This is a genomic window from Georgenia faecalis (assembly GCF_003710105.1).
Taxonomy (GTDB): Bacteria; Actinomycetota; Actinomycetes; order Actinomycetales; family Actinomycetaceae; genus Georgenia_A; species Georgenia_A faecalis.
The window spans coordinates 3,405,660-3,432,109 of record NZ_CP033325.1; the positions used below are offsets into that span (position 1 = coordinate 3,405,660).

21 protein-coding genes are annotated in these 26,450 nt (G+C 73.9%); 10 read left to right on the forward strand and 11 right to left on the reverse strand.

From position 1 onward, the window contains the following. Positions 1-55 precede the first annotated feature (55 nt). A complete protein-coding gene (locus tag EBO36_RS15020) occupies positions 56-1,387 on the forward strand; it encodes an MFS transporter (protein ID WP_244925314.1) in 1,332 nt (443 codons plus the stop codon). A gap of 46 nt (positions 1,388-1,433) precedes the next feature. Next, entirely contained in the window at positions 1,434-1,934 is a 501-nt protein-coding gene (locus tag EBO36_RS15025; RefSeq protein ID WP_241237083.1) for a beta-class carbonic anhydrase, read from the forward strand. A gap of 3 nt (positions 1,935-1,937) precedes the next feature. Here EBO36_RS15025 and EBO36_RS15030 read toward each other — a convergent pair whose 3' ends face one another. Together EBO36_RS15030 and EBO36_RS15035 are read right to left on the reverse strand one after the other, a co-directional pair. After that, positions 1,938-2,375 carry a pyrimidine dimer DNA glycosylase/endonuclease V gene (locus EBO36_RS15030; protein ID WP_122825321.1) on the reverse strand — a complete coding sequence of 146 codons (438 nt, stop codon included), beginning with the start codon at positions 2,373-2,375 and terminating at the stop codon, positions 1,938-1,940. Further along, entirely contained in the window at positions 2,372-3,835 is a 1,464-nt protein-coding gene (locus EBO36_RS15035) for a CCA tRNA nucleotidyltransferase (protein ID WP_122825322.1), read from the reverse strand. Before EBO36_RS15035 ends, EBO36_RS15030 begins: the two co-directional genes overlap by 4 nt. Positions 3,836-3,932: 97 nt before the next feature. Between EBO36_RS15035 and EBO36_RS15040 the strand changes: the two genes are divergently transcribed. The 7 genes from EBO36_RS15040 to EBO36_RS15070 all read left to right on the forward strand — a co-directional run bounded on the left by EBO36_RS15040 (position 3,933) and on the right by EBO36_RS15070 (position 14,943). Further along, entirely contained in the window at positions 3,933-4,457 is a 525-nt protein-coding gene (locus tag EBO36_RS15040; RefSeq protein WP_122825323.1) for an NUDIX hydrolase, read from the forward strand. Continuing rightward, on the forward strand, positions 4,454-6,823 hold the full coding sequence (locus EBO36_RS15045) for a DUF6049 family protein (protein ID WP_122825324.1): 2,370 nt from the start codon (positions 4,454-4,456) through the stop codon (positions 6,821-6,823). Before EBO36_RS15040 ends, EBO36_RS15045 begins: the two co-directional genes overlap by 4 nt. After that, the gene (gene murJ / locus EBO36_RS15810; RefSeq protein ID WP_244925315.1) at positions 6,820-11,043 is read left to right on the forward strand and encodes a murein biosynthesis integral membrane protein MurJ; all 4,224 of its coding nucleotides are present in this window, start codon (positions 6,820-6,822) and stop codon (positions 11,041-11,043) included. Before EBO36_RS15045 ends, murJ begins: the two co-directional genes overlap by 4 nt. Before the next feature lie 78 nt (positions 11,044-11,121). Then, on the forward strand, positions 11,122-12,123 hold the full coding sequence (gene trxB / locus EBO36_RS15055) for a thioredoxin-disulfide reductase (protein WP_122825325.1): 1,002 nt from the start codon (positions 11,122-11,124) through the stop codon (positions 12,121-12,123). Positions 12,124-12,149: 26 nt separating this feature from the next. Continuing rightward, complete coding sequence (gene trxA, locus EBO36_RS15060) at positions 12,150-12,473, forward strand: thioredoxin (protein ID WP_122825326.1); 324 nt, start codon at positions 12,150-12,152, stop codon at positions 12,471-12,473. Between the two features lie 152 nt (positions 12,474-12,625). Then, positions 12,626-13,927 carry an aminotransferase-like domain-containing protein gene (locus tag EBO36_RS15065; RefSeq protein WP_122825728.1) on the forward strand — a complete coding sequence of 434 codons (1,302 nt, stop codon included), beginning with the start codon at positions 12,626-12,628 and terminating at the stop codon, positions 13,925-13,927. Then, complete coding sequence (locus tag EBO36_RS15070) at positions 13,927-14,943, forward strand: D-alanine--D-alanine ligase family protein (RefSeq protein ID WP_122825327.1); 1,017 nt, start codon at positions 13,927-13,929, stop codon at positions 14,941-14,943. The genes EBO36_RS15065 and EBO36_RS15070 overlap by 1 nt, the downstream gene beginning before the upstream one ends. Here the strand turns inward: EBO36_RS15070 and EBO36_RS15075 are convergent. After that, positions 14,907-15,890, reverse strand: a complete 984-nt coding sequence (locus tag EBO36_RS15075; RefSeq protein ID WP_122825328.1) for a DMT family transporter — start codon at positions 15,888-15,890, stop codon at positions 14,907-14,909. The two genes, EBO36_RS15070 and EBO36_RS15075, sit on opposite strands and share 37 nt — an antisense overlap. Here EBO36_RS15075 and EBO36_RS15080 point away from each other — a divergent pair. Further along, positions 15,889-17,292, forward strand: coding sequence for an aminotransferase-like domain-containing protein (locus EBO36_RS15080; RefSeq protein WP_122825329.1), 1,404 nt, complete (start codon positions 15,889-15,891; stop codon positions 17,290-17,292). The two genes, EBO36_RS15075 and EBO36_RS15080, sit on opposite strands and share 2 nt — an antisense overlap. A 48-nt stretch (positions 17,293-17,340) precedes the next feature. On the opposite strand, the gene EBO36_RS15085 is transcribed toward EBO36_RS15080, so the two are convergent. The 8 genes from EBO36_RS15085 to rpmH all read right to left on the reverse strand — a co-directional run bounded on the left by EBO36_RS15085 (position 17,341) and on the right by rpmH (position 26,257). Continuing rightward, the gene (locus EBO36_RS15085) at positions 17,341-18,765 is read right to left on the reverse strand and encodes a ParB/RepB/Spo0J family partition protein (protein WP_122825330.1); all 1,425 of its coding nucleotides are present in this window, start codon (positions 18,763-18,765) and stop codon (positions 17,341-17,343) included. Continuing rightward, positions 18,758-19,753 carry a ParA family protein gene (locus tag EBO36_RS15090; RefSeq protein ID WP_122825331.1) on the reverse strand — a complete coding sequence of 332 codons (996 nt, stop codon included), beginning with the start codon at positions 19,751-19,753 and terminating at the stop codon, positions 18,758-18,760. The genes EBO36_RS15085 and EBO36_RS15090 overlap by 8 nt, the downstream gene beginning before the upstream one ends. 3,152 nt (positions 19,754-22,905) lie before the next feature. Further along, positions 22,906-23,562: a 16S rRNA (guanine(527)-N(7))-methyltransferase RsmG gene (gene rsmG / locus EBO36_RS15095; protein ID WP_122825332.1), complete on the reverse strand. Its 657-nt coding sequence runs from the start codon at positions 23,560-23,562 to the stop codon at positions 22,906-22,908. Between the two features lie 40 nt (positions 23,563-23,602). Continuing rightward, positions 23,603-24,136, reverse strand: a complete 534-nt coding sequence (locus tag EBO36_RS15100) for a Jag family protein (protein ID WP_187695876.1) — start codon at positions 24,134-24,136, stop codon at positions 23,603-23,605. 80 nt (positions 24,137-24,216) lie between these two features. Then, a complete protein-coding gene (gene yidC, locus EBO36_RS15105; RefSeq protein ID WP_122825334.1) occupies positions 24,217-25,413 on the reverse strand; it encodes a membrane protein insertase YidC in 1,197 nt (398 codons plus the stop codon). Between the two features lie 12 nt (positions 25,414-25,425). After that, complete coding sequence (gene yidD / locus EBO36_RS15110; protein WP_122825335.1) at positions 25,426-25,734, reverse strand: membrane protein insertion efficiency factor YidD; 309 nt, start codon at positions 25,732-25,734, stop codon at positions 25,426-25,428. Further along, complete coding sequence (gene rnpA, locus EBO36_RS15115; RefSeq protein WP_122825336.1) at positions 25,731-26,108, reverse strand: ribonuclease P protein component; 378 nt, start codon at positions 26,106-26,108, stop codon at positions 25,731-25,733. Before rnpA ends, yidD begins: the two co-directional genes overlap by 4 nt. 5 nt (positions 26,109-26,113) lie before the next feature. After that, positions 26,114-26,257 (reverse strand): 50S ribosomal protein L34, encoded by a 144-nt coding sequence (rpmH, locus tag EBO36_RS15120; protein WP_187695877.1) that lies wholly within the window; start codon positions 26,255-26,257, stop codon positions 26,114-26,116. Between the last annotated feature and the right edge of the window lie 193 nt (positions 26,258-26,450).

A 26,450-nucleotide genomic window follows, 5' to 3' on the forward strand; every position in this document is an offset into this window, starting at 1 on the left:
CGGGGCGCTCGGGGTCGTCGGATAGCCTGCGACGGTGGCGGACCGAGCAGAACGTGTGAACACCGGCCGCAGCGTGCTCTCCGACCTGCGGTCGCTCGCCGTCCACCGCGGCTTCCGCAAGCTCTTCGCCGTGCGCCTGGTCTCCCAGTGCGCGGACGGGATGTTCCAGGTCGGCCTGGCCACCCTCTTCTTCTTCTCCCCGCAGAACATGGCGACGGCCGGCGGGGTGGCCGCCGCCTTCGCGGTCCTCCTCCTGCCATTCACCGTGGTGGGGCCGTTCGCGGGCCCGCTGCTGGACCTGTGGCGCCGCCGCCAGGTGCTCCTGCTCGGCAACGCCGTCCGGGTGGTCCTCGCGCTCGTCCTCGCCGTCCTCATCGCCTCCGGCGGCGTGGGCCCGGCCGTCTACGTCCTCGCGCTCGTCACCCTCGGGGTCAACCGGTTCCTGCTCTCCGCCCTGTCCGCCGGGCTGCCGCGGGTGGTCCCCCGTGAGCAGCTGCTCATCGCCAACACCATCACCCCCACCCTCGGGGCGGTCTCCGCGGTGGCCGGCGCCGTCCTCGGCTTCGTCATCGGGGTCGTCGTGCCCGAGGGCGGCGCGAGCGACGCCGCCGCCCTCGTGGCCGCCGCGGCCCTGTTCGGTGCCGCGTCCGCCCTCGCGCTGCGGCTCGGGCGGGACGAGCTCGGCCCCACCCGCCGCGTCGACGCCTCCCGGGTCGGGCGCCAGGTCCGGGCGACGGTGCACGACATGGTCGACGGCGCCCGGTACCTCGTGCGCCGCGGCACGCCCGGCCTGGCGCTCGGGGCGATGGCCGCGCACCGGTTCCTCTACGGCGTGAACTTCCTCGCGCTCATCCTCATCTCGCGCAACCTCCTGTCCGACCCCGCGGACGCCCGCGCCGGGCTGGGGACGTTCGCCCTCCTCACCGGCATCTCCTTCGCGGGCAACGGCCTGGCCATCGTCCTCACCCCGATCGCCCACGAACGCATGCGGCCCTCCACGTGGATCGCCTGGTGCCTGGGGCTCGGGGCGCTGAGCCAGGTGCTCCTCGTCGTCACCGCCGAGCGCGGCGTCGTCATGGTCTCCGCGGTCCTCCTCGGCCTGTCGGTGCAGGGCGCCAAGATCGCCGTCGACACCATCGTCCAGCGCGACACCGACGACGGGTACCGCGGCCGCGCCTTCTCGCTCTACGACGTGCTCTACAACGCGGCCTTCGTCGCCGCCGCCGCCCTCGCGGCGCTGGCGCTGCCCGACGTCGGGTGGTCGCGCCCGGTCTTCGCCGTGACGGCGCTCGCCTACGTCGCGCTCGCCCTGGGCTACCGCCGGGGGACGGGGCGCCTGGGCGACCGGCCCCGGCCGGTGCTCGCCGTCGAGCACGACCCGTCCTGAGCCCCGGCGCAGCGCTCTCCCGGCGGGCGGAGGTAACCTGCCGCGCGTGACTGACGACCGTTTTGACGACCTGCTCGCTGCCAACCGCCACTTCGCGGAGACGTTCACCCTCGCCGGTTTCGACGGCGTCGCCCGGGCGGGCGTCGCCATGGTCACCTGCATGGACTCCCGGATCGACCCCCTCGGGATGATCGGCCTGGCCCCCGGCGACGCCAAGATCCTGCGCAACCCCGGCGGCCGGGTCACCGACCAGGCCCTCGTCGCCCTCGTGCTCGGCGTCCACCTGCTCGGCGTGGAGCGGATCCTCGTCGTCCAGCACACGCGGTGCGCCATGGCGTCGGCGAGCGAGGCCGAGCTCCAGGAGCGCGTCTCCGCCTCGGCCGGGACCGACGCGTCGTGGATGTCCCTCGGCGTCATCGAGGACCAGCACGCGAGCATCCGCGCCGCGGTCACCCGGGTGCGGACGCATCCGCTCATCGGGCCCGACGTCCCCGTCGGCGGCTTCCTCTACGACGTCGACACCGGCCTGCTCCAGACGGTCGCCTGACCCTCAGCCCGGCGACGCGCGGACCTCCCACGCGGCCACCGGGCCGGGCACCACCCGGAAGAGCGGGTGCGGCTCCGGCGCGCCGGCCAGCGCGGCGAGCCGCTCGGGGCTGCGCACGGCGAGCTTCGCGCGGAGGTGGCCCCACTCGTAGGCGAGCTGACCGTCGGTGACGTCGAGGAGCGGCACCGGCTGCGCGGCGCGGTCGATCCTGCCCACGTCGAAGGAGTAGCCCCGGCCGCCGGCCTCCGCCGCGACGGCGCCGAGGTAGGCGCCGATCGCCGCCAGCGGGTCCGGGCAGGCCCGGAACCGTTCGAGCTGCGGGTGGTGGCGGTACCCGCGGGTCCGGCCGGCGAGGACGGCCTGGGCGAGGAGTGCCTCGCGCCAGCACGCCGTCAGCCCCTGGCGGTCCAGGTGGCGCGGGTGCAGCGACCAGATCCTCATCCGTCCTGGCGGGCCGCCCACCAGGACAGCAGCGCCGCGCGGGCGGCGTCCTGCCCGACGGGGCCGTGCTCCATGCGCAGGTCGAGGAGGAACCGGTACGCCTGGCCGATGACCGGGCCCGGGCCGATCCCGAGAATCTCCATGATCTGGCCGCCGTCGAGCTCGGGCCGGATCGCGGCCAGCTCCTCCGCCTCGCGCAGCGCCGCGATGCGCTCCTCGAGGTCGTCGTAGGCCGCGGCGAGCCGCATGGCCTTGCGCCGGTTGCGGGTGGTGCAGTCGGCGCGGGTGAGCCGGTGCAGGCGCTCGAGGAGGTCGCCCGCGTCGGTGACGTACCGGCGGACCGCGGAGTCCGTCCACGCCCCGTCCCCGTAGCCGTGGAAGCGCAGGTGCAGCTCGACGAGCCGCGCGACGTCCGCCGTCGTGTGCTTGTCGAAGCGCAGGGCCTTGAGCCGCTTGCTCGTCAGGCGGGCGCCCACGAGCTCGTGGTGGTGGAAGCTCACCCCGCCCCCGGCCTCGAAGCGGCGGGTCGCCGGCTTGCCGACGTCGTGCATGACCGCCGCGAGGCGCAGGACGAGGTCGGGTCCAGGGACGGCGCCGTCCGGGCCGGTCTCCAGGGCGACGGCCTGGTCGAGCACCGTGAGCGTGTGCTCGTAGACGTCCTTGTGCCGGCCGTGCTCGTCGACCGTCTCCTGGAGCTGGGCCAGCTCCGGCAGGACGACGGCGGCCACGCCGGTGTAGACGAGGAGCTCGAGGCCCCGGCGGGGCCGCGGCGACAGGAGGAGCTTGACGAGCTCGTCGCGCACGCGCTCGGCGGAGACGATCTCGAGCCGGGAGGCCATCGCCGTCATGGCGGCCATGACCTCGGGCGCGACGTCGAACCCGAGCTGGGCGGAGAACCGCGCGGCGCGCATGATCCTCAGCGGGTCGTCGTCGAAGGACTGCTCCGCCGAGACCGGGGTGCGCAGGACGTGCTCGGCGAGGTCGCGCATCCCGTCGTGCGGGTCGACGAACGTCAGGGACGGCAGCCGCACGGCCATGGCGTTGACGGTGAAGTCGCGCCGCGTGAGGTCCCCGAGCAGCGAGTCGCCATAGGTGACGACGGGCTTGCGCGAGCCGATCTCGTAGGCCTCGGTGCGGTAGGTGGTCACCTCGACGACGACGTCGCCGCGCCGGGCGCCGATCGTCCCGAAGTCCTTGCCCTGGTCCCAGTGCGCGTCACCCCACCGGGCGAGGAGCCGCTGGCTGTCGTCGGGCAGCGCGGAGGTGGCGAAGTCGAGGTCGTTGATGGCGCGGCCGAGGAACGCGTCGCGCACCGGCCCGCCGACGAGCGCCAGCTCGTGCCCGGCGGCCTCGAAGAGGGCACCGAGCTCGAGGACCTCCGGCGGCAGCGCCGTGAACGCGGCGGCCGCCGTCCGGGCGAGGGGCACCGCGGAGTTCACGGGCGAAGGTGAGCTGGGCATCGGACCAAGCCTGCCACGACGGAGGTGGTGGCGATGCACGGGGGCGCGCGGGCCCTTCCCCGGGCCGGGCCCCCGCGCTGTTCATTACAGTGGCCGTATGCCCGCTGCCGTCCCCTCCCCGCGCCGTCGCGTGCCGACGCCGCCGCGGCGACGGGTCCTGCGCCCCCGGGCGACCATCCTCCCCGTCGTCGACGAGACCTCGGCGGGGGGCCTCGTCGTCGACGTCGTCGACGGGCAGGCCTTCACCGCGGTCATCGCCCGGCGCAACCGGGCCGGGCGGCTCGAGTGGTGCCTGCCCAAGGGCCACCTCGAGGGCGCGGAGACGGCCGAGGAGGCCGCCGTGCGCGAGATCGCCGAGGAGACCGGCATCCGGGGCCGCATCCTGCGCCACCTCGCCACCATCGACTACTGGTTCGCCGGCGACGACCGCCGGGTGCACAAGGTGGTCCACCACTACCTCCTCGAGGCGACCGGCGGCGAGCTCACCACGGACAACGACCCCGACCACGAGGCCGAGGAGGTCGCCTGGGTCGGGCTCGACGACGTCGCGGCACGCCTGGCCTACCCCAACGAACGGCGGGTCGTCGCCACCGCCAGGGACGTGCTGGCCGGACGGGCATGAGCAGACCGCGCCCCTCGGGGCCCGCCGGGCGCACGCACGACCGGCGCCCCGCCACCGCTCGCCCCGCCGCCCGCCGCGCGCCGGGCCGGGCGGCGAGGCCCCTCCTCGCGCTCCTGCTCACGCTGCTCGTCGCACTCGCGCCGGCCGCACCCGCGTGGGCCACCGCCCCCACACCGCCCGCCGCGGAGGAGGCCGACGAGGGGGACGACGCGGCCGGCCGGCTCGTCGTGGACATCACCGAGATCGCCCCCGCGGTGCTCGAGCCGGACGCCGACCTCACGGTCACCGCGACCGTGACGAACGGCGCGACGACCGCGGTCGAGCAGCCGATGCTGCGGATGCGCATGCAGCGCTCGGCGCCCATCAGCCGCTCGGCCCTGGAGCGCTGGCTCGACCTCGACTACCGCTCCGCCACCACGCTGCTCGCCGCCGAGGACCTCGACCAGCCGCTCGCCCCCGGGGCGACGACGACCGTCACCTTCACCGTCCCCGCCGGGGAGGTCCCTCTCGCCGCGTCGTACACCGCCTGGGGCCCGCGCGGCCTCGAGGTCACGGCGGCCGACGGGGCCGACGCCACCACCGAGCCCGCGCAGGACCGCTCCTTCCTCGTGTGGTGGCCCGACGTGGAGGTCACCCCCACGCCCGTGGCCGTCCTCGCCCCGATCGTCCCCACGGCGGCCGAGCGCACGACCGCGATCGACGCCGGCGTCTCCCTCGCCGACGCCGCCGCCCCGCGGCTCACGCCGCTCCTCGAGGTGCTCGACGACGCCGACCTCGCCGTCGACCCGGCGCTCCTGGCGCCCGCGGCCGCCGACGGGGGGCTCGGCGACGACGCCACCGCCGCCCCCGAGCCCACGGCGCCGGCGGAGGAGACCACCGCGCCCGTCGACGACGGCGCCGCCCCGGCGGAGGGGACGGCCGAGCCCACGGCGAGCGCGGAACCCACGGCAAGCGCGGAATCCACGGCGAGTGCCGAGCCCACGGCGAGTGCCGAGCCCGGCGACGCGCCGCCGCCCAAGGAGGCCCCCGCGGGGACGGCACTCGTCGCCGCACTCGCCGACCACCCCCGGTTCCACGCGCTGCCCTGGGCCGACGCCGACGTCGCGGCGCTCGCCCACACCGGCGCCCGCGACCTCCTCGAGGCGGCCGTGGCCCAGACCCGCACCACCCTCGCCGACCTCGACCTGCCCGCGCAGGAGTGGATCGCGTGGCCGGACACCGCCGACCCCGACCAGGTGACGGTGCACGCCGCCGCCGCGGCAGGCGCCGGCTCGGTCGTCCTGCCCTCCCGCTCCGTCGAGGTGACCGACCGCCTCACCTACACCCCGGCCGGGCTCGCGACCGTCGCCGTCGGCGAGACGGAGGTCCGTGCGGTCCTCGCCGACGAGCGCCTCTCCGCGATGCTCGCCGGCACGCACGAGCCGGTGGCCGGCGGCGAGACCGAGGTCGTCGAGCTCGACGACCTCACCGCCCGCCAGCTCCTCCTCGCCGACACGGCCGTCATCACCCGCGAGCGCCCCAGCGACCCACGCGCGCTGCTCCTCACCCTTCCGCGGGACGGCGCCCTCGCCCCCGACGCCCTCGGCGAGCGGCTCGACGCGCTCGCCGCCGCCCCGTGGGTCGACGTCGTCCCCGTCGCGGACCTGGTCGCCGCGGAGCCGCCCGACGTCGAGCGGGACGCCCTGCCCGAGCGGGCCATCGACCCCGGCGAGCTCGACGGCGCCGACGTCGCCACCATCACCGAGGTCCTGTCCGCCGCGAGCGCCCTGGCCGCCGCGACGCCGGACCCCGAGCAGATCACCGGCCCCGCGCAGACCGCGCTGCTCGTGGCGCTCTCCGCCGAGTGGCGCACCGACCCCGGCACCCGCGCGACGATCCTCGCGACCGTCGCCGACTCGGTCGCCGCCCTGACGTCCGCGGTCGCCGCCCAGCCGAGCAGCACGCTCAACCTCATCAACGACGACGCCCGCATCCCCGTGAGCGTCACCAACGGCCTCGACCAGGACGTGCGGGTGGAGGTCCGGCTCGAGCCGCGCGACGCCCGTCTCGTCGCCGAGGAGGGCATCCCCCTGGAGATCGCCCCCCGCCAGTCCGCCACGGCCCAGATCCCCGTCCACGCGGTGGGCAGCGGGGACGTCGTCGTCGACGTCGTCCTCGCCGGCCCGGACGGCGCCGAGATCGGGGCGGCCAGCGAGATCCGCGTCCGGGTCCGGGCCGACTGGGAGAACCTCGGCACGGGGGCGGCGGCCGGCGCGCTGCTCGTCCTGCTCGTCGTCGGCCTCGTCCGCACCGTCCGCCGCAACCGGCGGGCGCAGGCGCTACGGGCCACGGGGGCACTCACGAACGACGACGGAGGAGCGCAGTGACCGAGGCGACGACAGGACGCCGGGGCCTCGCCGGCTCGGCGGCCGTGATGTTCTCCGGGACGCTCGTCTCGCGGCTCCTCGGGCTGGTCCGCAACATCGTCCTCGTCGCCGCGATCGGCGTCACCGGCGCGGCGAACTCCTTCTCGGTGGCGAACAAGCTGCCCAACGTCATCTACATGCTCGTCGCCGGCGGGGTCCTCAACGCGATCCTCGTCCCGCAGATCGTCCGGGCGATGAAGGGCCGGGACGGCGGTGACGAGTACGTCAACCGGCTCCTCACGGTCGCCGGCTCGGCGCTGCTCGGGCTCACCCTGCTCCTCACCGGTGGCGCCTCCCTGCTCGTCACCGTGTACGCGGCGGAGCTGGACCCCCAGTGGTTCGCCCTCGCCGTCGCCTTCGCGGTGTGGTGCGTCCCGCAGCTGTTCTTCTACGGGATGTACACCCTGCTGGGCCAGGTCCTCAACGCGCGGGGGATCTTCGGCCCCTACATGTGGGCACCGGCCGTCAACAACGTCGTCGCGATCGTCGGCCTCGTCGCCTACATCGTCCTGTTCGGGCCGGCGGCCACCGGCGCGCCCGAGGACCCGACGGCGTGGACGCCGCTGCGGATCGGCCTCGTCGGGGGGACGGCGACGCTCGGCGTCATCACCCAGGCCGTCGTGCTCCTCGTGCCGCTGCGCCGGTCCGGCTTCCGGTTCCGTCCGCGCTGGGGCCTGCGGGGCTCCGGCCTGGGGCGGGCGAGCCGCGTGGCGACGTGGGCGTTCGCGAGCCTGGCGCTCGCCCAGCTGGGCTTCCTCGCCATCTCCAACCTCGCCGCCGCGGCGGCCGGCTCCGGCGTCGCGCGGGCGGTGAGCGCCGTCGAGCAGCTGCCGCTCATCGCTGCGGACGCCGGCGTGCCCTTCATCCCCGGCAACGCGGCGTGGGACAACGCCAACTTCCTCTACATCCTCCCGCAGTCGCTCATCACGGTCTCGCTCGTCACCGCCCTGTTCACCCGGGTGTCGACGTACGCCGCGGAGGAGAACCTCGCCGGCGTGCGCGCCGACCTGTCCACGGGCCTGCGCACCATCGCCGTCTTCACCGTCTTCGCCAGCGCCGCCCTGTCGGTCGTCGCGCTGCCGCTGGTCCAGGCCATCCTGCCCACCACCACCTTCCCCGAGGCGCAGGGCATCGCGCGGGTGGTCGTCGCCCTGCTCGCCGGCATCGCCGCGCTCGGGGCGCTCACCATGGTCCAGCGCGTGTACTACGCGTTCGAGGACACCCGTTCGCTGTTCCGGCTCCAGATCCCCATGACGGCCATCGTCGTCCTCGGCTGCGGCCTGTCGCTGCTGCTCCCGCCCCACTGGTGGCTGGTGGGCGCGGCGGCGGCGACGACGACGTCCAACCTCTTCGGTGCGGTCGTCGCCTACCTCGGGCTGCGGCGCCGGCTCCCGAGCCTCGACGGCGCCCGCGTGCTGCGCACCCACGTGCGCCTGGTCCTGGCGACCGTGCCCGCCACGCTGGTCGGCTGGGCCCTGCTGTGGCTCGTCGGCCCGGCGGCGACGGCCGAGGGCACCGGGGTGCGGCTGCTGCAGGCGCTGTGGCGCGTGGGGGTCGCCGGCATCGTCATGGCGGCCGTCTACCTCTTCCTGCTCCGCCGGCTCGGGGTCTCCGAGCTCGCCACCATCCAGCGCCCGGTGGGGTCCGCGCTCGGGGCGGTCGCCCGGCGGCTGCCCCGCCCGCTCGGCTCACCGCTGGCCCGCGTGAGTCGCGCGCTCACCGGCGCCGGTGGCATGCGTACGATGAGCCCGGACCCGGCAGACCGGGTCGTGCAGACTGACGCGGGGGGCAGGGCGCTGGACGGTCAGGAGACGACGCGGACGGCGCAGGTGCGCCCCGGCACGACCCTGGCGGGTCGTTACCGCCTCGAGGACGAGCTGGAGTGCCACATCCCCGGCGCCGAGTGCTGGCGCGGGCGGGACGAGATCCTCGAGCGCACCGTCGAGGCGATCATCCTCCCCGGCTCCAGCCCCACGTCGGCCGAGGCGCTCGACGCGGCCCGCCGGGCGGCGCTCGTCAGCGACCCCCGCCTGCAGCGGATCCTCGACGTCGGGTCGCAGGACGGCAGCGCCTACATCGTCGCCGACACGGTCGACGGCCCCCCGCTGGCCGAGCTGTCCGCGGGTGGCACGCTGCCCGTGGAGCAGGCCCGCGCCATCGTCGGAGAGGCGGCCAGCGCGCTCGAGGCGGCCCGCCGCCGCGGCGTGCACCACCTCGCACTGTCACCGACCTCCGTCCACGTCACCGCCGAGGGCCAGGTCCTCATCACCGGGGTCGGCGTCGAGGCGGCGGTGCTCGGCCTGGACGACACCGACCCGCTGCGCACCGCGCGGGAGGACGCCGTCAGCCTCATCCGGCTGCTCCACCTCGCCCTCACGGGGCAGTGGCCCACCCCCGGCGCGCCGGCCGATGCCCCCGCGGACCTGCGCGACGGCGTCCCCGGGGACCTCAACACGCTGTGCGTGGTCACCCTCGGACCCGACGGCGACGGCCCCCGCACGCCGTCCGAGGTGATCCGCGAGCTCGCACCCTGGCGCGACATCAACGTCGACGCCCTCGTCGCCGACACCACCTGGACCGGTGCGCCGGTGAGCACGCCCCCCGTGGGCGCCTCGGACCAGCCGGACGCGGGCGCCTCCGCCGCGCCGGCCGTCGACGCGGCCGGCACCCCGACCGGGGCCACCGCCACGACCGCCGGCACGGCCGACCCCACGGGGACCGCCGGCACGGCCGACCCCACGGGGACCGCCGGCACGGCCGACCCCACGGGGACCGCCGGCACGGCCGACCCCATGGGGACCGCCACCGCAGGCGCCGGGCCGGTCGGTCCCGTCGTCGGCGCCGCGGCGTCTGCCGGTGCTGCGGCGGCGGCCGCTGCTGGAGCCGGTGCCACCGCCGGGCCGGACGGCGCCGACGGGGCGAGGACCGACGGCACGCCCCCCACCGGGCCGGCGCGCCGGACGATCGCCGAGCGCACCTCCCCAGCCGTGCCCGACGGCGTCCCGTGGGAGCCGAACACCGCCCGCTGGGCGCCGCACACGCTCGCCGAGGAGCCGTCCCGGCCCCGGGAGTTCACCGCGATCGTCGCGCCCGCGCCGGACGTCTCCAGGTGGACCCCGCACGCCCCCCCGGCCCAGCCGGCCGCCGCACCGGACTTCGACGAGATCCTCGAGACCGGCGCCGTCGCTGGCACCCCGGCCCGCCACCAGCGTGGCTCCCAGGCGGGGGCCGCCGTCGCCGCGGCCGCCGGGGGTCTGGCAAGCGCCGTCGGCTCGGGCACCCGCACGGGCGTCGACCACCTCCGGCGTGGGCTCGCCGGCGGACGCACCCGCCTCGACGAGGCCGTCCAGGCCCGCGCCGCCCGGCGCGAGGAGACGCGGGCCGCCGAGGCGTCCGAGACGCCCCCGACCACCCTGGCGGGCACGCCGGTGAGCGAGGACGTCGAGGCCACCGAGGCGCGAGCGCTCGTGAGCGACGACGTCGACACCACCCGGGACGGCGGCGTCCCGGACGGGACCCGGACCGACGAGGCGCCCTTCCGCGAGCGTCAGCTGGACCCGACGCCCATCGTCCTCGTCGTCGCCGCGATCCTCGTCCTCATCGCCTCGGTGCTGGCGTTCCGCACCCTCACCGCCGACGTCGAGCCGCGCGAGACGACCACCCCGGCGGCCACCGCCGCCCCGACGCCGACGCCCACGCCCACGCCCGAGGCTCCGAGCGCGCCCGCGACCACACCCCCGCCGCCGCCCCCCGCGCCCCCGCAGATCGCGGCGCTCGCCCCCCTCGACCCCGAGGGCGACGGCGCCGAGAACCCCGAGCTCACCCCGGCGGCGCACGACGGCGACCCGGCGACCTACTGGCGCTCCCGCTCCTACAACGACCCGGCGTACGGCATGAAGAGCGGCATCGGGCTGGCCGTCACGCTCGCCGAGCCGACCACCGTCTCCGAGGTCCGCCTCAACCTCATGGGGTCCGGAGGCTGGGTGCAGATCCGCGCGACCGACCCCGCCACCCCCACGGAGGGACCGATCCTCGCCGAGGGCGAGATGGGCCCGGACGCCGTGTTCACCCTGTCGGAGCCGACGGAGACGGACCGGCTCGTGCTGTGGTTCACCGGGCTGCCGGTCGCCCAGTCGGACGGGAAGAACCGCATCGAGCTGGCCGAGCTGGGTCTGGGCTGAGCGTCCCCACGCCGGGAACAACGCGCGCCTAGGATCGGTTCTGCTGAAGAGCACGCGATCCCCACGACAAGGACTTCCATGACGCACGACGTAGCACGGCTCCACGAGACGGTCATCATCGGATCGGGGCCGGCGGGGTACACCGCGGCCATCTACGCCGCCCGTGCCAACCTCGAGCCCGTGGTGCTCGCCGGGTCGATCACCGCCGGTGGCGCGCTGGTCAACACCACCGAGGTGGAGAACTTCCCCGGCTTCCCCGAGTCCATCATGGGCCCCGAGCTCATGGACCGGATGGAGAAGCAGGCCGAGAAGTTCAAGGCCGACATCCGGTACGAGGACGCGGTGGCCGTCGACCTCAGCGGCGAGATCAAGACCGTGACGACGGGCGAGGGCGACGTCCTGCGCACCCGCACGGTCATCCTCGCCACCGGCTCCGCCTACCGCGAGCTCGACCTGCCCAAGGAGAAGGAGCTCGGCGGGCGGGGCGTGAGCTACTGCGCCACCTGCGACGGCTTCTTCTTCCGCGACCAGCACATCGTCGTCGTCGGCGGCGGCGACTCCGCCATGGAGGAGGCGACCTTCCTCACGAAGTTCGCCTCGAAGGTCACCGTCGTGCACCGCCGCGACGAGCTGCGCGCCTCGAAGATCATGGCCGAGCGGGCGTTCGCCAACGACAAGATCGAGTTCGCCTGGAACAGCGAGGTCGCCGAGCTCCACGGCACCGAGCGGCTCACCGGGATCACGCTGCGCGACACCGTCACCGGTGAGCTGCGCGAGCTCGACGCGACGGGCCTGTTCGTCGCCATCGGGCACGTGCCGCGCACCGACCTCCTGCGCGGGCACGTCGAGCTCGACGAGTCCGGGTACATCGTCGTGACGTCCCCCTCCACGGCGACGAGCGTCCCCGGCGTCTTCGCCTGCGGCGACGCCGTCGACCACACCTACCGCCAGGCCATCACGGCCGCCGGCACCGGCTGTGCGGCGGCACTGGACGCCGAGCGCTACCTCGCCGCCCTCGGCGAGGCCGCGGAGCCCGCGGCCGACGCCTCCCAGACCCCGCAGGGCGCCGTCGCGCTCTGAACGACCGACGAAGAGAAGGACACGCCATGAGCAACGTCACTGCCGTCACCGACGACACCTTCGAGGACGAGGTCCTCAAGTCCGACAAGCCGGTCCTCGTGGACTTCTGGGCGGGCTGGTGCCAGCCCTGCCTCAAGATGGCCCCCATCGTGGACGAGGTCGCCGCCGAGCACGCCGGGATCAAGGTCGTGAAGATCGACATCGACGCGAACCCCGACGTCGCGCAGCGGTACGGCATCGTCTCCATCCCCACGTTCAACGTCTACTCCGGCGGCGAGCTCGCCAAGACGATCGTGGGCGGACGCCCGAAGCCGGCCTTCGTCAAGGAGCTCTCCGAGTTCATCGGCTGAGTCCCGCACCACCTGACAGCACGGCCCCCACGCCCCGGACGGGTGCGTGGGGGCCGTGTGCTGTCGTGGCAGACTGCAGGGGCGGCGTGCCGTGCGCCGCAGCACGGAGGTCGACGCCGGTGAGCACAGAGCACGACGACGCCCGCCCCGCCATGCCGGCTCGGACCGGTACGCGGCTGGACCCCTGGTTCAGCTCCTACGCCGAGCGGGCCCACGGGATGCGGGCCTCGGAGATCCGCGCGCTCTTCGCCGTCGCGAGCCGCCCCGAGGTCGTCTCCCTCGCCGGGGGGATGCCTAACATCAGCGGCCTGCCGATGGACTTCCTCGCCGACATGTCGGCCCGGCTCCTGCGCGACCGCGGCCAGGAGGCGCTGCAGTACGGCAGCGGCCAGGGCGAGGTGGAGATGCGCGAGCACATCGTCGAGGTGATGCGCTACGACGGCGTCCACGCCCACCCCGACGACGTCGTCGTCACCACGGGCTCGCAGCAGGCCCTCGACCTCGTCACCGAGATCTTCATCGACCCGGGTGACGTCGTCGTCGCCGAGGCCCCCAGCTACGTGGGGGCGCTCGGCGTCTTCCGCGCCTACCAGGCCGACGTCGTCCACGTCCCGATGGACGGTGACGGCCTCATCCCGGACGCGCTCGACCGGACGCTGACCGCGCTCAAGGCCGCCGGGCGGCGGGTGAAGATGCTCTACACCGTGCCCAACTTCCACAACCCGGCGGGCGTGAGCATGGCCGAGGAGCGCCGGCCCCAGGTGGTCGAGATCTGCCGCCGGCACGGCGTGCTCATCCTCGAGGACAACCCCTACGGGCTCCTGGGCTTCTCCGGGGACCCGCTGCCGTCCCTCAAGAGCTTCGACGCCGACGGCGTCGTCTACCTCGGCTCGTTCTCCAAGACCTTCGCCCCGGGGTACCGGGTGGGCTGGGCCGCGGCGCCGCACGCCGTGCGCGAGAAGCTGGTCCTCGCCAGCGAGGCAGCGATCCTCTCGCCCTCCCGGCTGAGCCAGCTGTCCATCAGCGCCTACCTCGCCGGGTACGACTGGTACGGCCAGGTCAAGCAGTTCCGGGGTGAGTACGAGACCCGCCGGGACGCGATGATGTCGGCGCTCGACGAGTACCTGCCCGAGCTGAGCTGGACCGTGCCCGAGGGCGGCTTCTACACGTGGGTGACCCTGCCGCCCGGCCTCGACGCCCAGGCCATGCTCCCGCGCGCCGTGACCAACCTCGTCGCCTACGTCTCCGGCACCGCCTTCTACGCCGACGGGACGGGGCACGACCACATGCGCCTGTCCTTCTGCTACCCCACGCCCGAGCGGATCCGCGAGGGCGTGCGCCGCCTGGCCGGCGTCATCCGCTCCGAGGCGGAGCTCGTGGAGATGTTCGGCACGACGCGGCCCGCGGACGGGCGCGAGCCCCTCATCGACAACCCCAGCCCCGACCAGACCTGATGGGTGGCGACGTGAAGGCGGAACGGACGAAGGACGCGACGGACTCCGGCGCGGCACGGGCCAAGGACGACCTGCACGTCGTCATCCTCGCGGGCGGGCTCTCCCACGAGCGGGACGTCTCCCTCCGCTCCGGCCGCCGGGTCGCCGAGAGCCTGCGCGAGACGGGGGTGCGGGTCACCGTCCGCGACGTCGACTCCCGCCTCCTTCCCCTCCTCGCCGAGGAGCGCCCCGACGTCGTCTGGCCCCTGCTCCACGGGTCCACCGGCGAGGACGGCTCGATCCGCAGCCTCCTCGAGCTCCTCGAGCTGCCGTACGTGGGCAGCGACGCGGCGGCCTCCCGCGTGGCCTCGCGCAAGCCGGTCGCCAAGGGCCTGGTCGCGGACGCGGGGCTCGCCACCCCCGGCTCCGTCGCCCTGCCCCAGAGCCTCTTCCGGGAGCTCGGCGCCCAGGGCGTCCTCGACGCCGTCCTCGGCAGCCTCGGCCTCCCGCTCGTCGTCAAGCCCGCCGACGGCGGCTCGGCCCTCGGGGTGACCTTCGTCCGTTCCGCCGCCGAGCTGCCGGGCGCCATGGTCGCGTGCTTCGCGTACGGGGACCTCGCCCTCATCGAGCGCGCCGTCACCGGCACGGAGGTGGCCGTGAGCGTCGTCGACCTCGGCGACGGGCCCCGGGCTCTCCCGCCGGTGGAGATCGTCACCGACGGCCCCTACGACTACGACGCGCGCTACAACCCCGGCCGGACGGAGTACTTCGTCCCGGCGCGCCTGGACGAGGAGCAGTGCCGCACGGTCTGCGAGGCGGCCGTCACCGCGCACCGCGCCCTCGGCCTGCGGGACCTCTCGCGCACCGACATGATCCTCGACGACGAGGGGACCGCCTGGTTCATCGACATGAACGTCGCCCCCGGCATGACCGAGACATCGCTCTTCCCCCAGGCCGCCCTCGCCGAGGCCGGCGCAGGCGGGATGGGCGTCGCCGAGCTCTACCGCGCGCTCGTCGTCCGCGCCGCCGGGGCGTGAGGGACGCCTGACGGCGCGCCAGCGCCCAGCGGTTGCCGCGAGCGGACGGCGATGAGGGCGCAGGCGACGACGACGGCCCCGCCGAGCACCGTCACCGCCGTGATCCGCTCACCCAGGAGCAGCGCGGCCCAGGAGATGCCCAGGACCGGCTGAGCGAGCTGCACCTGGCTGACCTGGGCGAGCGGCCCGATCGCGAGGCCGCGGTACCAGGCCACGAAGCCGAGGAACATGCTCACGACGCCGAGGTAGCCGAACGACAGCCATGCGGCCGGCGTGCCCGACGGCGGCTGCCCGGCGACGGCGATCCCCGTGAGGACGATCATCACCGGGGACGCGGCCACGAGGGCCCACGAGATCGTCTGCCAGGAGCCCAGCGCCCGCGAGAGCACGCCACCCTCGGCGTACGCGACCGCACAGACGACGACCGCCGCGAGAAGGAGTCCGGCGCTGGCATGGAGGCGGTCGAGGCCGCCGTGCTGGACGACGGCGAAGGTGACGGCGGCGACCGCACCCGTTCCGGCGGAGACCCAGAACGCCCGGCCTGGCTGTTCCCGCGTCCGGGTGACGGCGATCGCTGCCGTGGCCGCGGGGAGGAGGGCCATGACGACGGTCCCGTGGCTCGCGGGGGTCACCGTGTGGGCGAGCGAGGTGAGGAGAGGAAAGCCGACGACCGCTCCGGCGGCGACGACCAGGACGCTCCACCACTGCCGCCCGCGAGGTCGGGGCTGACGGGTGACGACGAGCGCCGCGCCCGCGAGCAGTGCCGCGACGACCGCGCGGCCGCTGCCGACGAACAGCGCGGACATCTGCCCGGGTCCGACGGCGACGCGGGTCAGCGGGAGGGTGAGGGAGAAGGCCGCGACGCCGAGGAGCCCCCACGCGAGGCCGGCACGCGGCGTCGGTACCGGAGATGCGCGGTGGGGAGTAGCGCTACTATTACCCTTCATGAATCAGAGTAGCAGCGCGCGGGTCGTCGATGACCTGCGCGCGTGGATCGCGGCGGCCGCTCCGGGGACGCAGCTGCCCTCCACCCGCGAGCTCACTGCCCGCCACGCGGTCAGTCCCGTCACGGTCCAGAAGGCCCTGCGCACGCTCACGGCGGAGGGCCTCATCGACACGCGCCCGGGTGTCGGGGTGTTCGTCCGTCCGGTGCGCCGGGTGCATGCGCACGACTACGCCTGGCAGACCGCTGCGCTCGGCGCGACGGGACCCACGACGTCCGCCCCCCTGACCGCTCTGCGGTCCGTTCCCACCGACGTCATCGCCCTGCACTCCGGGTACCCGGATCGCGAGCTCCTGCCGGAGCGCCTCGTGCGGGCCGCCCTCACGCGCGCTGCCCGCAGTGACGCCGCCGTCGGGCGTTCCGCTTCTGCGGGTCTGCCTGAGCTGCGGTCGTGGTTCGCCTCGGAGCTCGGCGCGCAGACGCCGGCGGGACTGCCGGCCCCGACGCCCGGTGACGTGATGGTCCTGCCCGGCAGCCAGATCGGGCTGGGGTCCGTGTTCCGCAGCATCGCGGGGCGAGGCGGGGTGCTCCTGGTCGAGTCTCCGACGTACTGGGGAGCCATCCTCGCGGCCTCGCAGGTCGGTGTGACGCTCGTTCCCGTGCCCACGGGGCCAGGCGGACCGGACCTCGCCGCTCTCGACCGAGCCTTCGCCGAGACCGGTGCCCGCGGGTTCTATGCCCAGCCGACGTTCGCGAACCCCACGGGCGCGCTGTGGACGGCCACGCACGCGGACGCCGTGCTCGAGCTCGTCCGCGCGCACGGGGCGTTCCTCATCGAGGACGACTGGGCGCACGACCTCGGGATCGACGCAGCCGTCACCCCGGTCGCCGCGCGGGACCGGGACGGGCACGTGGTGTACCTGCGCTCCCTCACCAAGAGCGTCTCGCCGGCGATCCGGATCGCGGCGATCATCGCGCGCGGCCCCGTTCGCGAGCGCCTCCTCGGCGACCTGCAGGCGCAGGCAATGTACGTGAGCGGCGTCCTGCAGGCGGCGGCGCTGGACGTGGTGACACAGCCCGGCTGGCGGACGCACCTCCGGGGCCTGCGCCCGCAGCTGCGCGCACGCCGCGACCTCCTGGTGGACGCCGTGGCCACCCACCTTCCGTCGACGACGGTCGAGGTGGTCCCCGCGGGCGGACTCAACCTCTGGGTCCGCTTCCCCGACCGGACCGACCTGCGGCGGCTGTCGCGCGGGTGCGAGGCTCGGGGGGTCACCATCGCGACCGGCGATGAGTGGTTCCCCGCGGAGCCCACCGGTCGCTACGTGCGGTTGACCTTCGCCGGCCCGGATCCCGGCGCTTTCGGCACCGCCGCCCGGCTCATTGCCGAGGCGCTCGCGGAGTAGCGCCCGAGACCCGAGGCTGTCGTCCCTACGCCTCGGGCCCGCGGACCGCTAGCCCTCCGAACCGACCGGGATCCCCGGGTCGGCCGGGGCGAGCAGCCGGATGATCCGGTTGAGGTCGTCCAGGCTGGCGAACTCGATGTTGATCCGGCCCTTGCGCTGGCCGAGGGCCACCTTGACGCGGGTGTCGAGCTGGTCGGCGAGGCGCACGGCCAGGTCGTTGAGCTCGGCGCTGTGGGCGCCGGCGCGCGGCCGACGCCGCATCTCCGGCTGGATGGGCTCGTCGCCGAGCGCGATGATCTCCTCCGTCGTGCGGACGCTGAGGCCCTCCGAGACGATCCGCTGGGCGAGTCGCTCCATGGCGGCGCCGTCGGAGAGGCCCAGGAGCGCCCGCGCGTGGCCGGCGGACAGCACGCCGGCCGCCACCCGACGCTGGACGAGGGGCGGCAGCTTGAGCAGGCGCAGCGTGTTGGAGATCTGCGGGCGCGACCGGGCGATGCGCGAGGCGAGCTCCTCGTGCGTGCAGCCGAAGTCCTCGAGCAGCTGCTGATAGGCGGCGGCCTCCTCGAGCGGGTTGAGCTGCGCGCGGTGGAGGTTCTCCAGGAGGGCGTCGCGCAGGAGGTCGGTGTCGCCGGTCTCGCGGACGATGGCCGGCACCGTGGCGTTGCCCGCCAGACGGGACGCGCGCCAGCGCCGCTCGCCCATGATGAGCTCGAAGGGGGCCTCGTCGCCGTCGGGGAGCGCCCGGACGACGATCGGCTGGAGGACCCCGACCTCGCGGATCGACGCAGCGAGCTCCTCGAGCTCCTCCTCGTCGAAGACCTGCCGCGGCTGGCGCCGGTTGGCGACGATGTCGTCCACGGGCACCTCGGCGAAGTACGCGCCGGGAACGGCGACGAGGTCACCGTCGTCCGCCGCGTCGTCACTGGGCACCTCGACGGAAGCCGCGGGCTCCGCGGCGACCGCTGTGGGCTGCACAGCAGTGGTCGTGGGTGCCTCGACGGCCGTGGTGGGCTCCTCAGGGGCCGCCGTGGGTGCCTCTGGGGCGGCGGTCGCAGGTTCGGCCGCCGCAAGCGGCTCAGCCGTGGTGCGGGCCTGTGCGGCCGCCCCCTCGGCCTCCGGAGCCGACGGGCTGTCGCCGTGCGCCGCGGAGGTGTCGGCGCCCGTGGAGGTCGCCGCTGTCGAGGTCGCTGCCGTCGAGGTCACTGCCGTGGCGGCGGTCGACTCGTTCCGGGCCGCCTCGTGCACACCGTTGCCCGCGCCATTGCCGTTACTGCTGCCATTGGTGGCGGTCGCGTCGCCCGCGCCGCCGAGGAGGATCTCCGCCACGCCGCCTCCGCGGGTGCCCGCAGGACGGCCACCGCCGTCCTCACGGGGGCTGTCCGCAAAGAACACGTCGATCGGGCGGCTCTGCGTCGGCGAGGAGGGGATGAGTGCCCCTAGCCCCTTGCCGAGTCCACGTCGCTTCTCAGCCATTGCCATCCTCCGAATTGGTGCGTCCGAACGACGGACTGGGTCGTGGTGCTTCAGCGAGCGCGGCAGCACGCTCGGCCATCTCCTTGGCGGCTGCGCGGTACGCCAGCGCGCCGGAGGACGTCGGGTCGTACGTGAGGACGGTCTGGCCGTAGCTGGGCGCCTCAGAGATTCGCACCGAACGCGGGATCCACGTCTCGAGGGTCTGGACCGGGAAGTGCTCGCGCACCTCGGCCGAGACCTGGTGGGCCAGGTTCGTGCGCTTGTCGAACATGGTGAGCAAGATCGTCGACACATGTAGATCAGGGTTGAGGTGCCCCCGGATGAGCTCGATGTTCCGCAGGAGCTGGCTCAGCCCCTCCAGCGCGTAGTACTCGCACTGGATGGGGATGAAGACTTCCTGCGCTGCGACGAACGCGTTGACGGTCAGCAGACCGAGGCTCGGGGGGCAGTCGATGAAGATGTAGTCCAGCCGCGGCTCGCCGGCCTCCTCGCGATGGGCGAGGTAGGCGCGGATCGCCTTGAGCAGCCGGTTCTCGCGCGCCACCATGGACACGAGCTCGATCTCGGCGCCGGACAGGTCGATCGTCGCCGGTGCGCCGATAAGCCCGGGGACGGACTCGCAGGGCTGGACCACGTCGGCGAGGGGGACGTCGTTGATGAGCACGTCGTAGACCGACGGCGTGCCGCTCGGGTGGTCGATCCCCAGCGCCGTCGACGCATTTCCCTGAGGGTCGTTGTCGATGACAAGGACCCGGAGGCCCCCGGTGGCGAGCGCCGCCGCCATGTTCACGGCGGTTGTCGTTTTGCCGACCCCGCCCTTCTGATTGGCCACGGTGAGCACCCGCGTATGCGGAGGCGCCGGGAACTTCCGGCCCTGAAGGCCGATGCGGCGTCGTGCGTCCTCGGCGAGCTGCGCCGCAAGCGGCGTCGTCTCGTCGGTCTCCGGGATAGAGCTCATGAGAGCGTGGGTCGGGTCGTGGTCAACCATGCGTTCCTCCGATGCCCCCGGCCAGCGACGCCGGGGCACGATCCGACCGGCTGCGTGACGTGCTCGCGTACACCCTTGTATCCTCCGGGTCGGTTGTCTCTTGCCAGAGTAGTGCCCCGCACCGACAGATCCCGACAGGGGCGCCCCGTGTCGTACGTGGGCCGTTTCACGTGAAACACGGCGTGGGCTAGGTGAGAGGTGTGCGACTGCAGCACCGCCCCGCTGCCCATCTCTGGCCGCGCGCGGACGCTCTTCCACGGCGCCGACGAACCGCCAGGGGCACGAGTACGCGAGGGTGTGAGCGGGTCGAGTGCTATCCGAAAGGCGTACCACTACAGCAACGCTCACAGTGCCTGGGATCGCGCTTGCCCGGTGCGCATCAACCCCAGCCGCGTCACCCAGGCAAGACCCGGTCAGTAGCCGCGCAAACTACCTCGACCGCGCCGAACACCGGGCGCCTCACAATGAACGCGCCCGGCGACGGAGCACACCGCTGGCAGCGGAGCGATTCCACCCACGGTTTCACGTGAAACACAGAGAGCAACTGCGCCGACGCTCGGAGCGCGCCTCACGTTGCCCATCCGTACCTCCGTCGCGCATCGACGACGCACCGCCGCGCCCGATCTCGAGCCGGTTTCACGTGAAACATGGCAACCGCCAACACTACCGGTGCACTGTCAGGACTCACCGGGGCAGGCGCCGCGGACTGGCAAAGCCCCCCCGTGCCGTGCGGCCCCGCGGAGCCTCCCCTTTAACTCACAGGGCACGGGCAGGGGACCGCTTCGCCGGTCACGTGTCCAGCCGGGGAGCGCATGCAGCCCCGCTATCCCGGTTGGGCATGACAAGGGCTCGCGAAGGCGTGCCGTCGCGACGGCGCCAGTGGTCGATAGCGGCCCGCGACCACCGCGCCTGCGGAGGGCGCCGAGCCGAGCTCCGACCTCGGCGCGGTGCCGACTCTCCACGCTACAACGTCCACCTCGTATCGCATGAGACGCGTCCTCCATGGTGGGGAAGTGGGTCGGGCGAACACGCGCCGCCACGCTGCAACGACCTTGTCACTGCGCGCACCAGGCGCCGGCGATGCCTGCAGGCTCAGCGACTCGCGGTCTACGTCTAAGACGTTTCACGTGAAACCGCGCAATAGAGTCCGGTCTGGAGGTGCCGGGAAGCTGCGCTGGCGGCCGTGGTTGGCCTACCCGCTCCCGCCTCGCATCCCGCAGGGCTAACACCCGCTCACGCAACACCGGGCCCGGTCCCCAGGCGGGTCCCGCGCCCTCCGACGGGCCATTACCGGGCCTGGGGGCGGCATACGTCAACCGCGGCAAGGCCTCACGGTGATCGCCGCGCGGACCCTCTTTGCGCGGCGCGCCACGATCCCCTTGAGGGGCGACCCGCGTTCCGCTTGCAGCTCGCAGAGCCTCCGCCGCGCCCGGCGGCCGGAGGGCGGAGGCGTTTCACGTGAAACGCCCAGGACATGCGACACGGCCCGCCGTCTCTGCGGTGTCCAGATCGGTGCGGGACTGCCGGCTAGAACCGGCGGGAGCGCGCGGCTGTTTCACGTGAAACACCGCCCGCGTCCCAACAGCGCCCCGGCGTCCTGCAGCCACGACCGGTAGCGGCGAAGCCCTGCACCGCGGAACCCCCCCGCCGGGACTACCGCGGGAATCCGCGTCGAACTTCCACGAGCCGTCTTGGCGTGCGCCCCGCTGCCCGCTACCACCCCGCTGCGCTCGATCAACCAGCCGTACCCACTGAGCCCGAGAATGCCGAGCATCGCGGGAACGCGCACGCCGCCGACCGGCGCAACGCCGCCTGCCCCGGCCCCTGTTTCACGTGAAACCCGCGCTCTGATGCATTGGCCGCGGCCCTCGCATCGGCCGGGCTGCCCGAGTCGCCCGCGCCGACTGCCCCTAGCCCCGCGCACCCTCACGGAGAGCCCACCTGGGGCAGGGGCCGCATCTGCTCCGATACGGCAGCGCGCGGCACGGGACACGCCACCGAGGCCCGGCGCAGACGCACACCCGGGCACAGAGGGTCTCTATGGTTGTCTCGACGAACGCGTCGGGACGGGCGCCGCACCGCGGATGCCGGACGAATCGGCGTGTCCGTACCCGTCGTCGCGGGCGCTCAGCTCCGCCGCACCGTCTCGCCAGGACCATGTGTAACCCGCACGGCAGCGGGGTCGGCTCGATGCGCGTCGTTTCACGTGGAACAGCCCGGCCGTGCGCGAGGTGGTTGCCGCAGCCGGCGCCGCGCCACCGCCGCAGCGGCCACCCAGCGCGTACGCGGGTGGCACGCCGACAGCGCCGATGACCCGCGCCGGCACCGGCTAGCAGGTGGCCGGACCGCCGATACGTCGTCCTGCCGGTGCGGCAACATCTCATCGACCCGGATCCCGCGTTCACGGGCGCTCAGCGGCCCGGGCGCCCGCCCGGGGTCGCACCATCCGCCCGATAGGCCTGGCGCCCCGTGGTCGGCAGGGAAGGTGCCTGTCGACAACGCGAACCGACGGGCTACGCCGACTTACCCCAATACAGCGGACGGGAGCAGGGGATGGTTTCACGTGAAACGGCATAACCATAACCACCGCCAGGGCCCTGCGCCGGGAAGTAGTCGTGAGAACCAACTACACGCGTACCGCGTGCACCGCGGACCGCTGCCGCCGCGGCTCAACCCGGAGCCGTCGTCGCCGCCCGCGCTGGTGCGGGGGGCGTGCGTCGGCGGGCACCCGCACGAGCTGTACCTACCCGTCTAGCGTGAGCGTCCATGGGTCCGGGCTCCGGCTGTAAGCCCGATGCCCCTCCGGTGGCTGTCGGCCGCTGACCTGGGCCCCGGCAATCCCATGCCGCGGTCCGTGTGATTCGCGCTGGCGCACACGGGCACCGGCGCGTTCTCGTGAAACGGCGAGCGGCTACCGCCATCTGTCGGACAGTTGGGGAGGTCGGGTTCGGGCTCGGCGGCGGGTGCTCGACCCGCGGGCCCTCCACAGCCCGCCGCGCCGCACGACGCGCGCCGCGGGCAAGAGCGGCGAACGGCGAGCGACGGCTCAGCGCGAACGGGGGGGTGCTGTCACACGCGCCGCACGGCAGAGTCCGCTACGGCTGACAGGCACGGCATGAGGCGCCCAGCCAGACCCACCTCGGCCACGACCGTCAGGGTCGCGTCGTGACCTCGACGAGCGTTGCGGCCCGGTCCCCCAGGGGACCGACGACCTCATGGATCTCCGCCTTCTCTGCGCCCAGCTTGCGGAGCACCGACCGTGCCGCCTCGAGCTCGGCCGGGGCACGCTCGCCCTTGAGCGCGAGGAGGAGTCCACCCGGGGCGACCAACGGGAGCGTCCAGCGCGCGAGCTTGTCCATGGCCGCCACGGCGCGCGCCGTCACGACGTCGAAGGTCGCCGCGCCATGGAGCTCCTCGGCGCGCGCACGGGAGATGGAGACGTTCTCGAGGGCGAGGTCGTCCGCGACGTACCGGAGCCACTCCACCCGGCGCTCCATGGGCTCGATCAGCCGGACGTCCGCGTCCGGCCGCATGATCGCGAGGACGAGGCCGGGGAAGCCAGCACCGGAGCCGACGTCGGCGACGGTGCTCGACGGCGGGACGAAGTCGGCCACGACGGCCGAGTTCACGAGGTGCCGGGACCACAGCCGCGGGAGCTCGCGGGGGCCGATGAGCCCGCGTAGCTCGCCCTCACGCTCGAGCAGCTCGGCGAACCGGACCATCCGCGGCCAAGCGGCGCCGAAGTAGCCCTCGAGGGCGGGGTCCGGGCGCTCTGCCGGCGCCGGAGCGTCGACCGACTCGCTACTCAACTTTCCGTCACCTGCCTGATAGGGACCGTGAGTCCCGCCGTCAGGACGCTGCCGCGGGCCGGATCACCACGTGCCGGTCGGGCTCCGTGCCCTCGGAGTCGCTCACCAGCCCGGCCCGGGCGACGACGTCGTGGACGACCTTGCGCTCGAACGGGTTCATCGCCGCGAGACGCACCGGTCCTGCCGTGCGCTGCGCCTCGGCCACGGCAGCCTCGGCCACGCTGGTGAGCTCAGTGCGACGCTCCTTGCGGTACCCGACGATGTCGAGCATGAGCCGGCTGCGCTCCCCGGTGCGCGCCTGGACCGCGAGCCGAGTGAGTTCCTGGAGCGCCTCGAGGACCTCTCCGTCGCGCCCCACCAGCTTGCGCAGCCAGCGGCCGTCGCCCTCCTCGGTGACGATCTCCACGGCGGCGCGGCCGTGCTCGATGGCGAGGTCGATGTCCCCGTCGAGGTCGGCGATGTCGAGGAGCTCCTCGAGGTAGTCGGCGGCGATCTCGCTCTCCTCCTCGAGTCGCTTCACCCGCGACGGCGCCTCGGTAGCTGTCTCGCCGTCCGGCGTCTCGGCCGTGCCCACGACCGTCTCCTGCTCGCTCACGCTGGTCCTCTTCTCGTCAGGGGCGGCAGGCGTGTCCGAGCCGGCCGGGGGTGGGATCGTCACTTGCGCTTCTTCTTGGCCTGGTTGCCGCCCTGCCGCGCCCGTTCGGCGCGACGGCGCTCGGCGCGCTCGGCGTGCCGGCGTGCCGCCCGCTCCTCAGGGGTGAGTCCAGCGGCGCTCGTCCCCGGGGAGGTCGGCGCCGGCCGGGAGCCCGCACCGCTCGACGCGGGCGCCGTCAGGGCGTCCCCGAGCGCCTCGGACTCCGCTGCGCCGTCGAGCGCGCCGGTGCCCAGGGCAGGTCCACCGGGCTGGCCGGGACGCCTCGCGCGGTCCTTGCGCTTGGGCTGCACGCGCTGCCCGCGCGGGGTCTCCTGGACGGCCTCCGGCTGATCGACCTCCGGAACGATGCCCTTGCGGGCGTTCTTGCGCGCCTGGCGCTCCTTGAACTTCTTCTCGGCCTCCGAGCCCGGCGCGGGCATCTTGCGGATCGTGTAGAACTGCTGGCCCATCGACCACAGGTTGGTCGTCAGCCAGTAGAGCAGCACACCGATGGGGAAGTTGACGCCGGAGAAGGCGAAGACCAGCGGCAGGATGTACATGAGCATCTTCTGCTGCTTGGCCATGGGGTTGTCCAGCGCGGCGGCCGGCATGTTCTTCATGGTGAGCTGGCGCTGGGTGGTGAACGTCGTCACCGACATCGCGACGATGAGGACCACCGTGACGATCCGCACCTGCATCGAGGCGTCCGGCTGGAGGAACCAGGACGACAGCGAGGCGCCGAAGAGCTCGGAGCCCTCGATGGCCCGGGCCACGTCCTGGGTGATCGGGCCGATCGCGGCACGCTCACCCGAGGCGATGTCCGTGAGGGAGTACAGCACCCGGAAGAGCGCGAAGAAGATGGGGCTCTGCGCGAGGATCGGCAGGCACGAGGCGAACGGGTTCGTCCCGTGGCGCTTGTACAGCGCCATCATCTCTTCCTGCATCGCCTGGCGGGATGCCGGGTCCGTCTTGCCCTTGTACTTCTTCTGCAGCTTCTGCATGTCGGGCTGCAGCATCTGCATTCCGCGCGACGCCTTGATCTGCTTGAAGAACAGCGGAATGAGGAGGATGCGGATGACGACCACCAGGCCGACGATGGAGAGCACCCAGGAGATGCTTCCGCTGACGCCGATCCACCCGAGCGCCTCGTGGAAGCCCACCATGATCCAGGCGACCGCCCACATGATCGGCGCGAGGATCGTGTCAAAGAAGCCCATGGGCTTGCTCTCCTAGGAGTCTTGCGGCGCGCCTGCGCGCGCCCCGCTGGATTCAACCCCGAGGGTACGTGCTCCCTCGTCCTTCCCCGCTCGCGGGGGCACGTGGTCGACGCCCCCGTCGCTCCACGGGTTGCACCGCAGCACCCGCCACACCGCGAGCCCGAGGCCCCGCACCGGGCCGTGCACCCGCAGCGCGGTGATCGCGTAGGCGGAGCACGACGGGTAGTACTTGCACCTCGGGCCGAACCACGGGGAGACCACGAGCTGGTAGGCGCGGACGAGTCCGACGAGCACCATCGTCAGCGGGTTGCGCGAACTCATCGCTGGCTCCGTCGGCCGGGTCGGTTCGCGCGCCGCCGCGCGCCGGCGAGGGCGGCGTCAAGGTCGGAGCCGAGCTCGGCGCTCGTCGCCCGGTGCGCGGCCGGCAGGGCCCGCACGACGACGCGGTCGCCCTGCTCGAGCCCGCCCAGGCGCTCGGCGAGCAACCCCCGCAGGCGACGCTTGACGAGGGTCCGCTCGACGGCGCCGCCGACGGCCTTGGAGACCACGAGACCCGCCCGCGGCGGCGCTGAGCCGTCGTCGGGCGGGGTGGTCGACAGGTGCACGACGAGTCGCCGCGCGCCGCTACGGGCGCCGCCCCGCACCACGTCGTCGAAGTCCTGGGAACGACGTAGCCGGTGCTGGGACGGCAGCAAGACCGTCAGGCGGAGAGCTCGCTGCGCCCCTTGCGGCGGCGCGCGGAGAGGATGGCCCGGCCGGCGCGCGTACGCATGCGCAGACGGAAGCCGTGCACCTTGGCACGACGCCGGTTGTTCGGCTGGAAGGTCCGCTTGCTCACGGCGATACTCCAAAACGTCGGTGGATCACGAGGGGTGCCGCCACGGTCGTCATACGCCCCGCGGCCAGCGGTACCGGCGTGCGGGCACGCCAGCGGAGCCGTCGAGACGGCCCCGTCACGGTACGCGATGAGCGCGACGGCGGTCAATCCGGGGCACCCTACCCCACGCGTCCGGGCCGGTCGGGACGAAAGCCATGAC

Coding starts and splice junctions, on each gene's coding strand:
- trxB (WP_122825325.1), top strand. CDS start 11,122: ATGACGCACGACGTAGCACGGCTCCACGAGACGGTCATCATCGGATCG.
- EBO36_RS15090 (WP_122825331.1), bottom strand. CDS start 19,753: ATGGTTGACCACGACCCGACCCACGCTCTCATGAGCTCTATCCCGGAG.
- EBO36_RS15035 (WP_122825322.1), bottom strand. CDS start 3,835: ATGCCCAGCTCACCTTCGCCCGTGAACTCCGCGGTGCCCCTCGCCCGG.
- EBO36_RS15075 (WP_122825328.1), bottom strand. CDS start 15,890: ATGAAGGGTAATAGTAGCGCTACTCCCCACCGCGCATCTCCGGTACCG.
- yidD (WP_122825335.1), bottom strand. CDS start 25,734: ATGAGTTCGCGCAACCCGCTGACGATGGTGCTCGTCGGACTCGTCCGC.
- trxA (WP_122825326.1), top strand. CDS start 12,150: ATGAGCAACGTCACTGCCGTCACCGACGACACCTTCGAGGACGAGGTC.
- EBO36_RS15085 (WP_122825330.1), bottom strand. CDS start 18,765: ATGGCTGAGAAGCGACGTGGACTCGGCAAGGGGCTAGGGGCACTCATC.
- EBO36_RS15040 (WP_122825323.1), top strand. CDS start 3,933: ATGCCCGCTGCCGTCCCCTCCCCGCGCCGTCGCGTGCCGACGCCGCCG.
- EBO36_RS15045 (WP_122825324.1), top strand. CDS start 4,454: ATGAGCAGACCGCGCCCCTCGGGGCCCGCCGGGCGCACGCACGACCGG.
- EBO36_RS15070 (WP_122825327.1), top strand. CDS start 13,927: ATGGGTGGCGACGTGAAGGCGGAACGGACGAAGGACGCGACGGACTCC.
- EBO36_RS15065 (WP_122825728.1), top strand. CDS start 12,626: ATGCCGGCTCGGACCGGTACGCGGCTGGACCCCTGGTTCAGCTCCTAC.
- EBO36_RS15080 (WP_122825329.1), top strand. CDS start 15,889: ATGAATCAGAGTAGCAGCGCGCGGGTCGTCGATGACCTGCGCGCGTGG.
- yidC (WP_122825334.1), bottom strand. CDS start 25,413: ATGGGCTTCTTTGACACGATCCTCGCGCCGATCATGTGGGCGGTCGCC.
- EBO36_RS15030 (WP_122825321.1), bottom strand. CDS start 2,375: ATGAGGATCTGGTCGCTGCACCCGCGCCACCTGGACCGCCAGGGGCTG.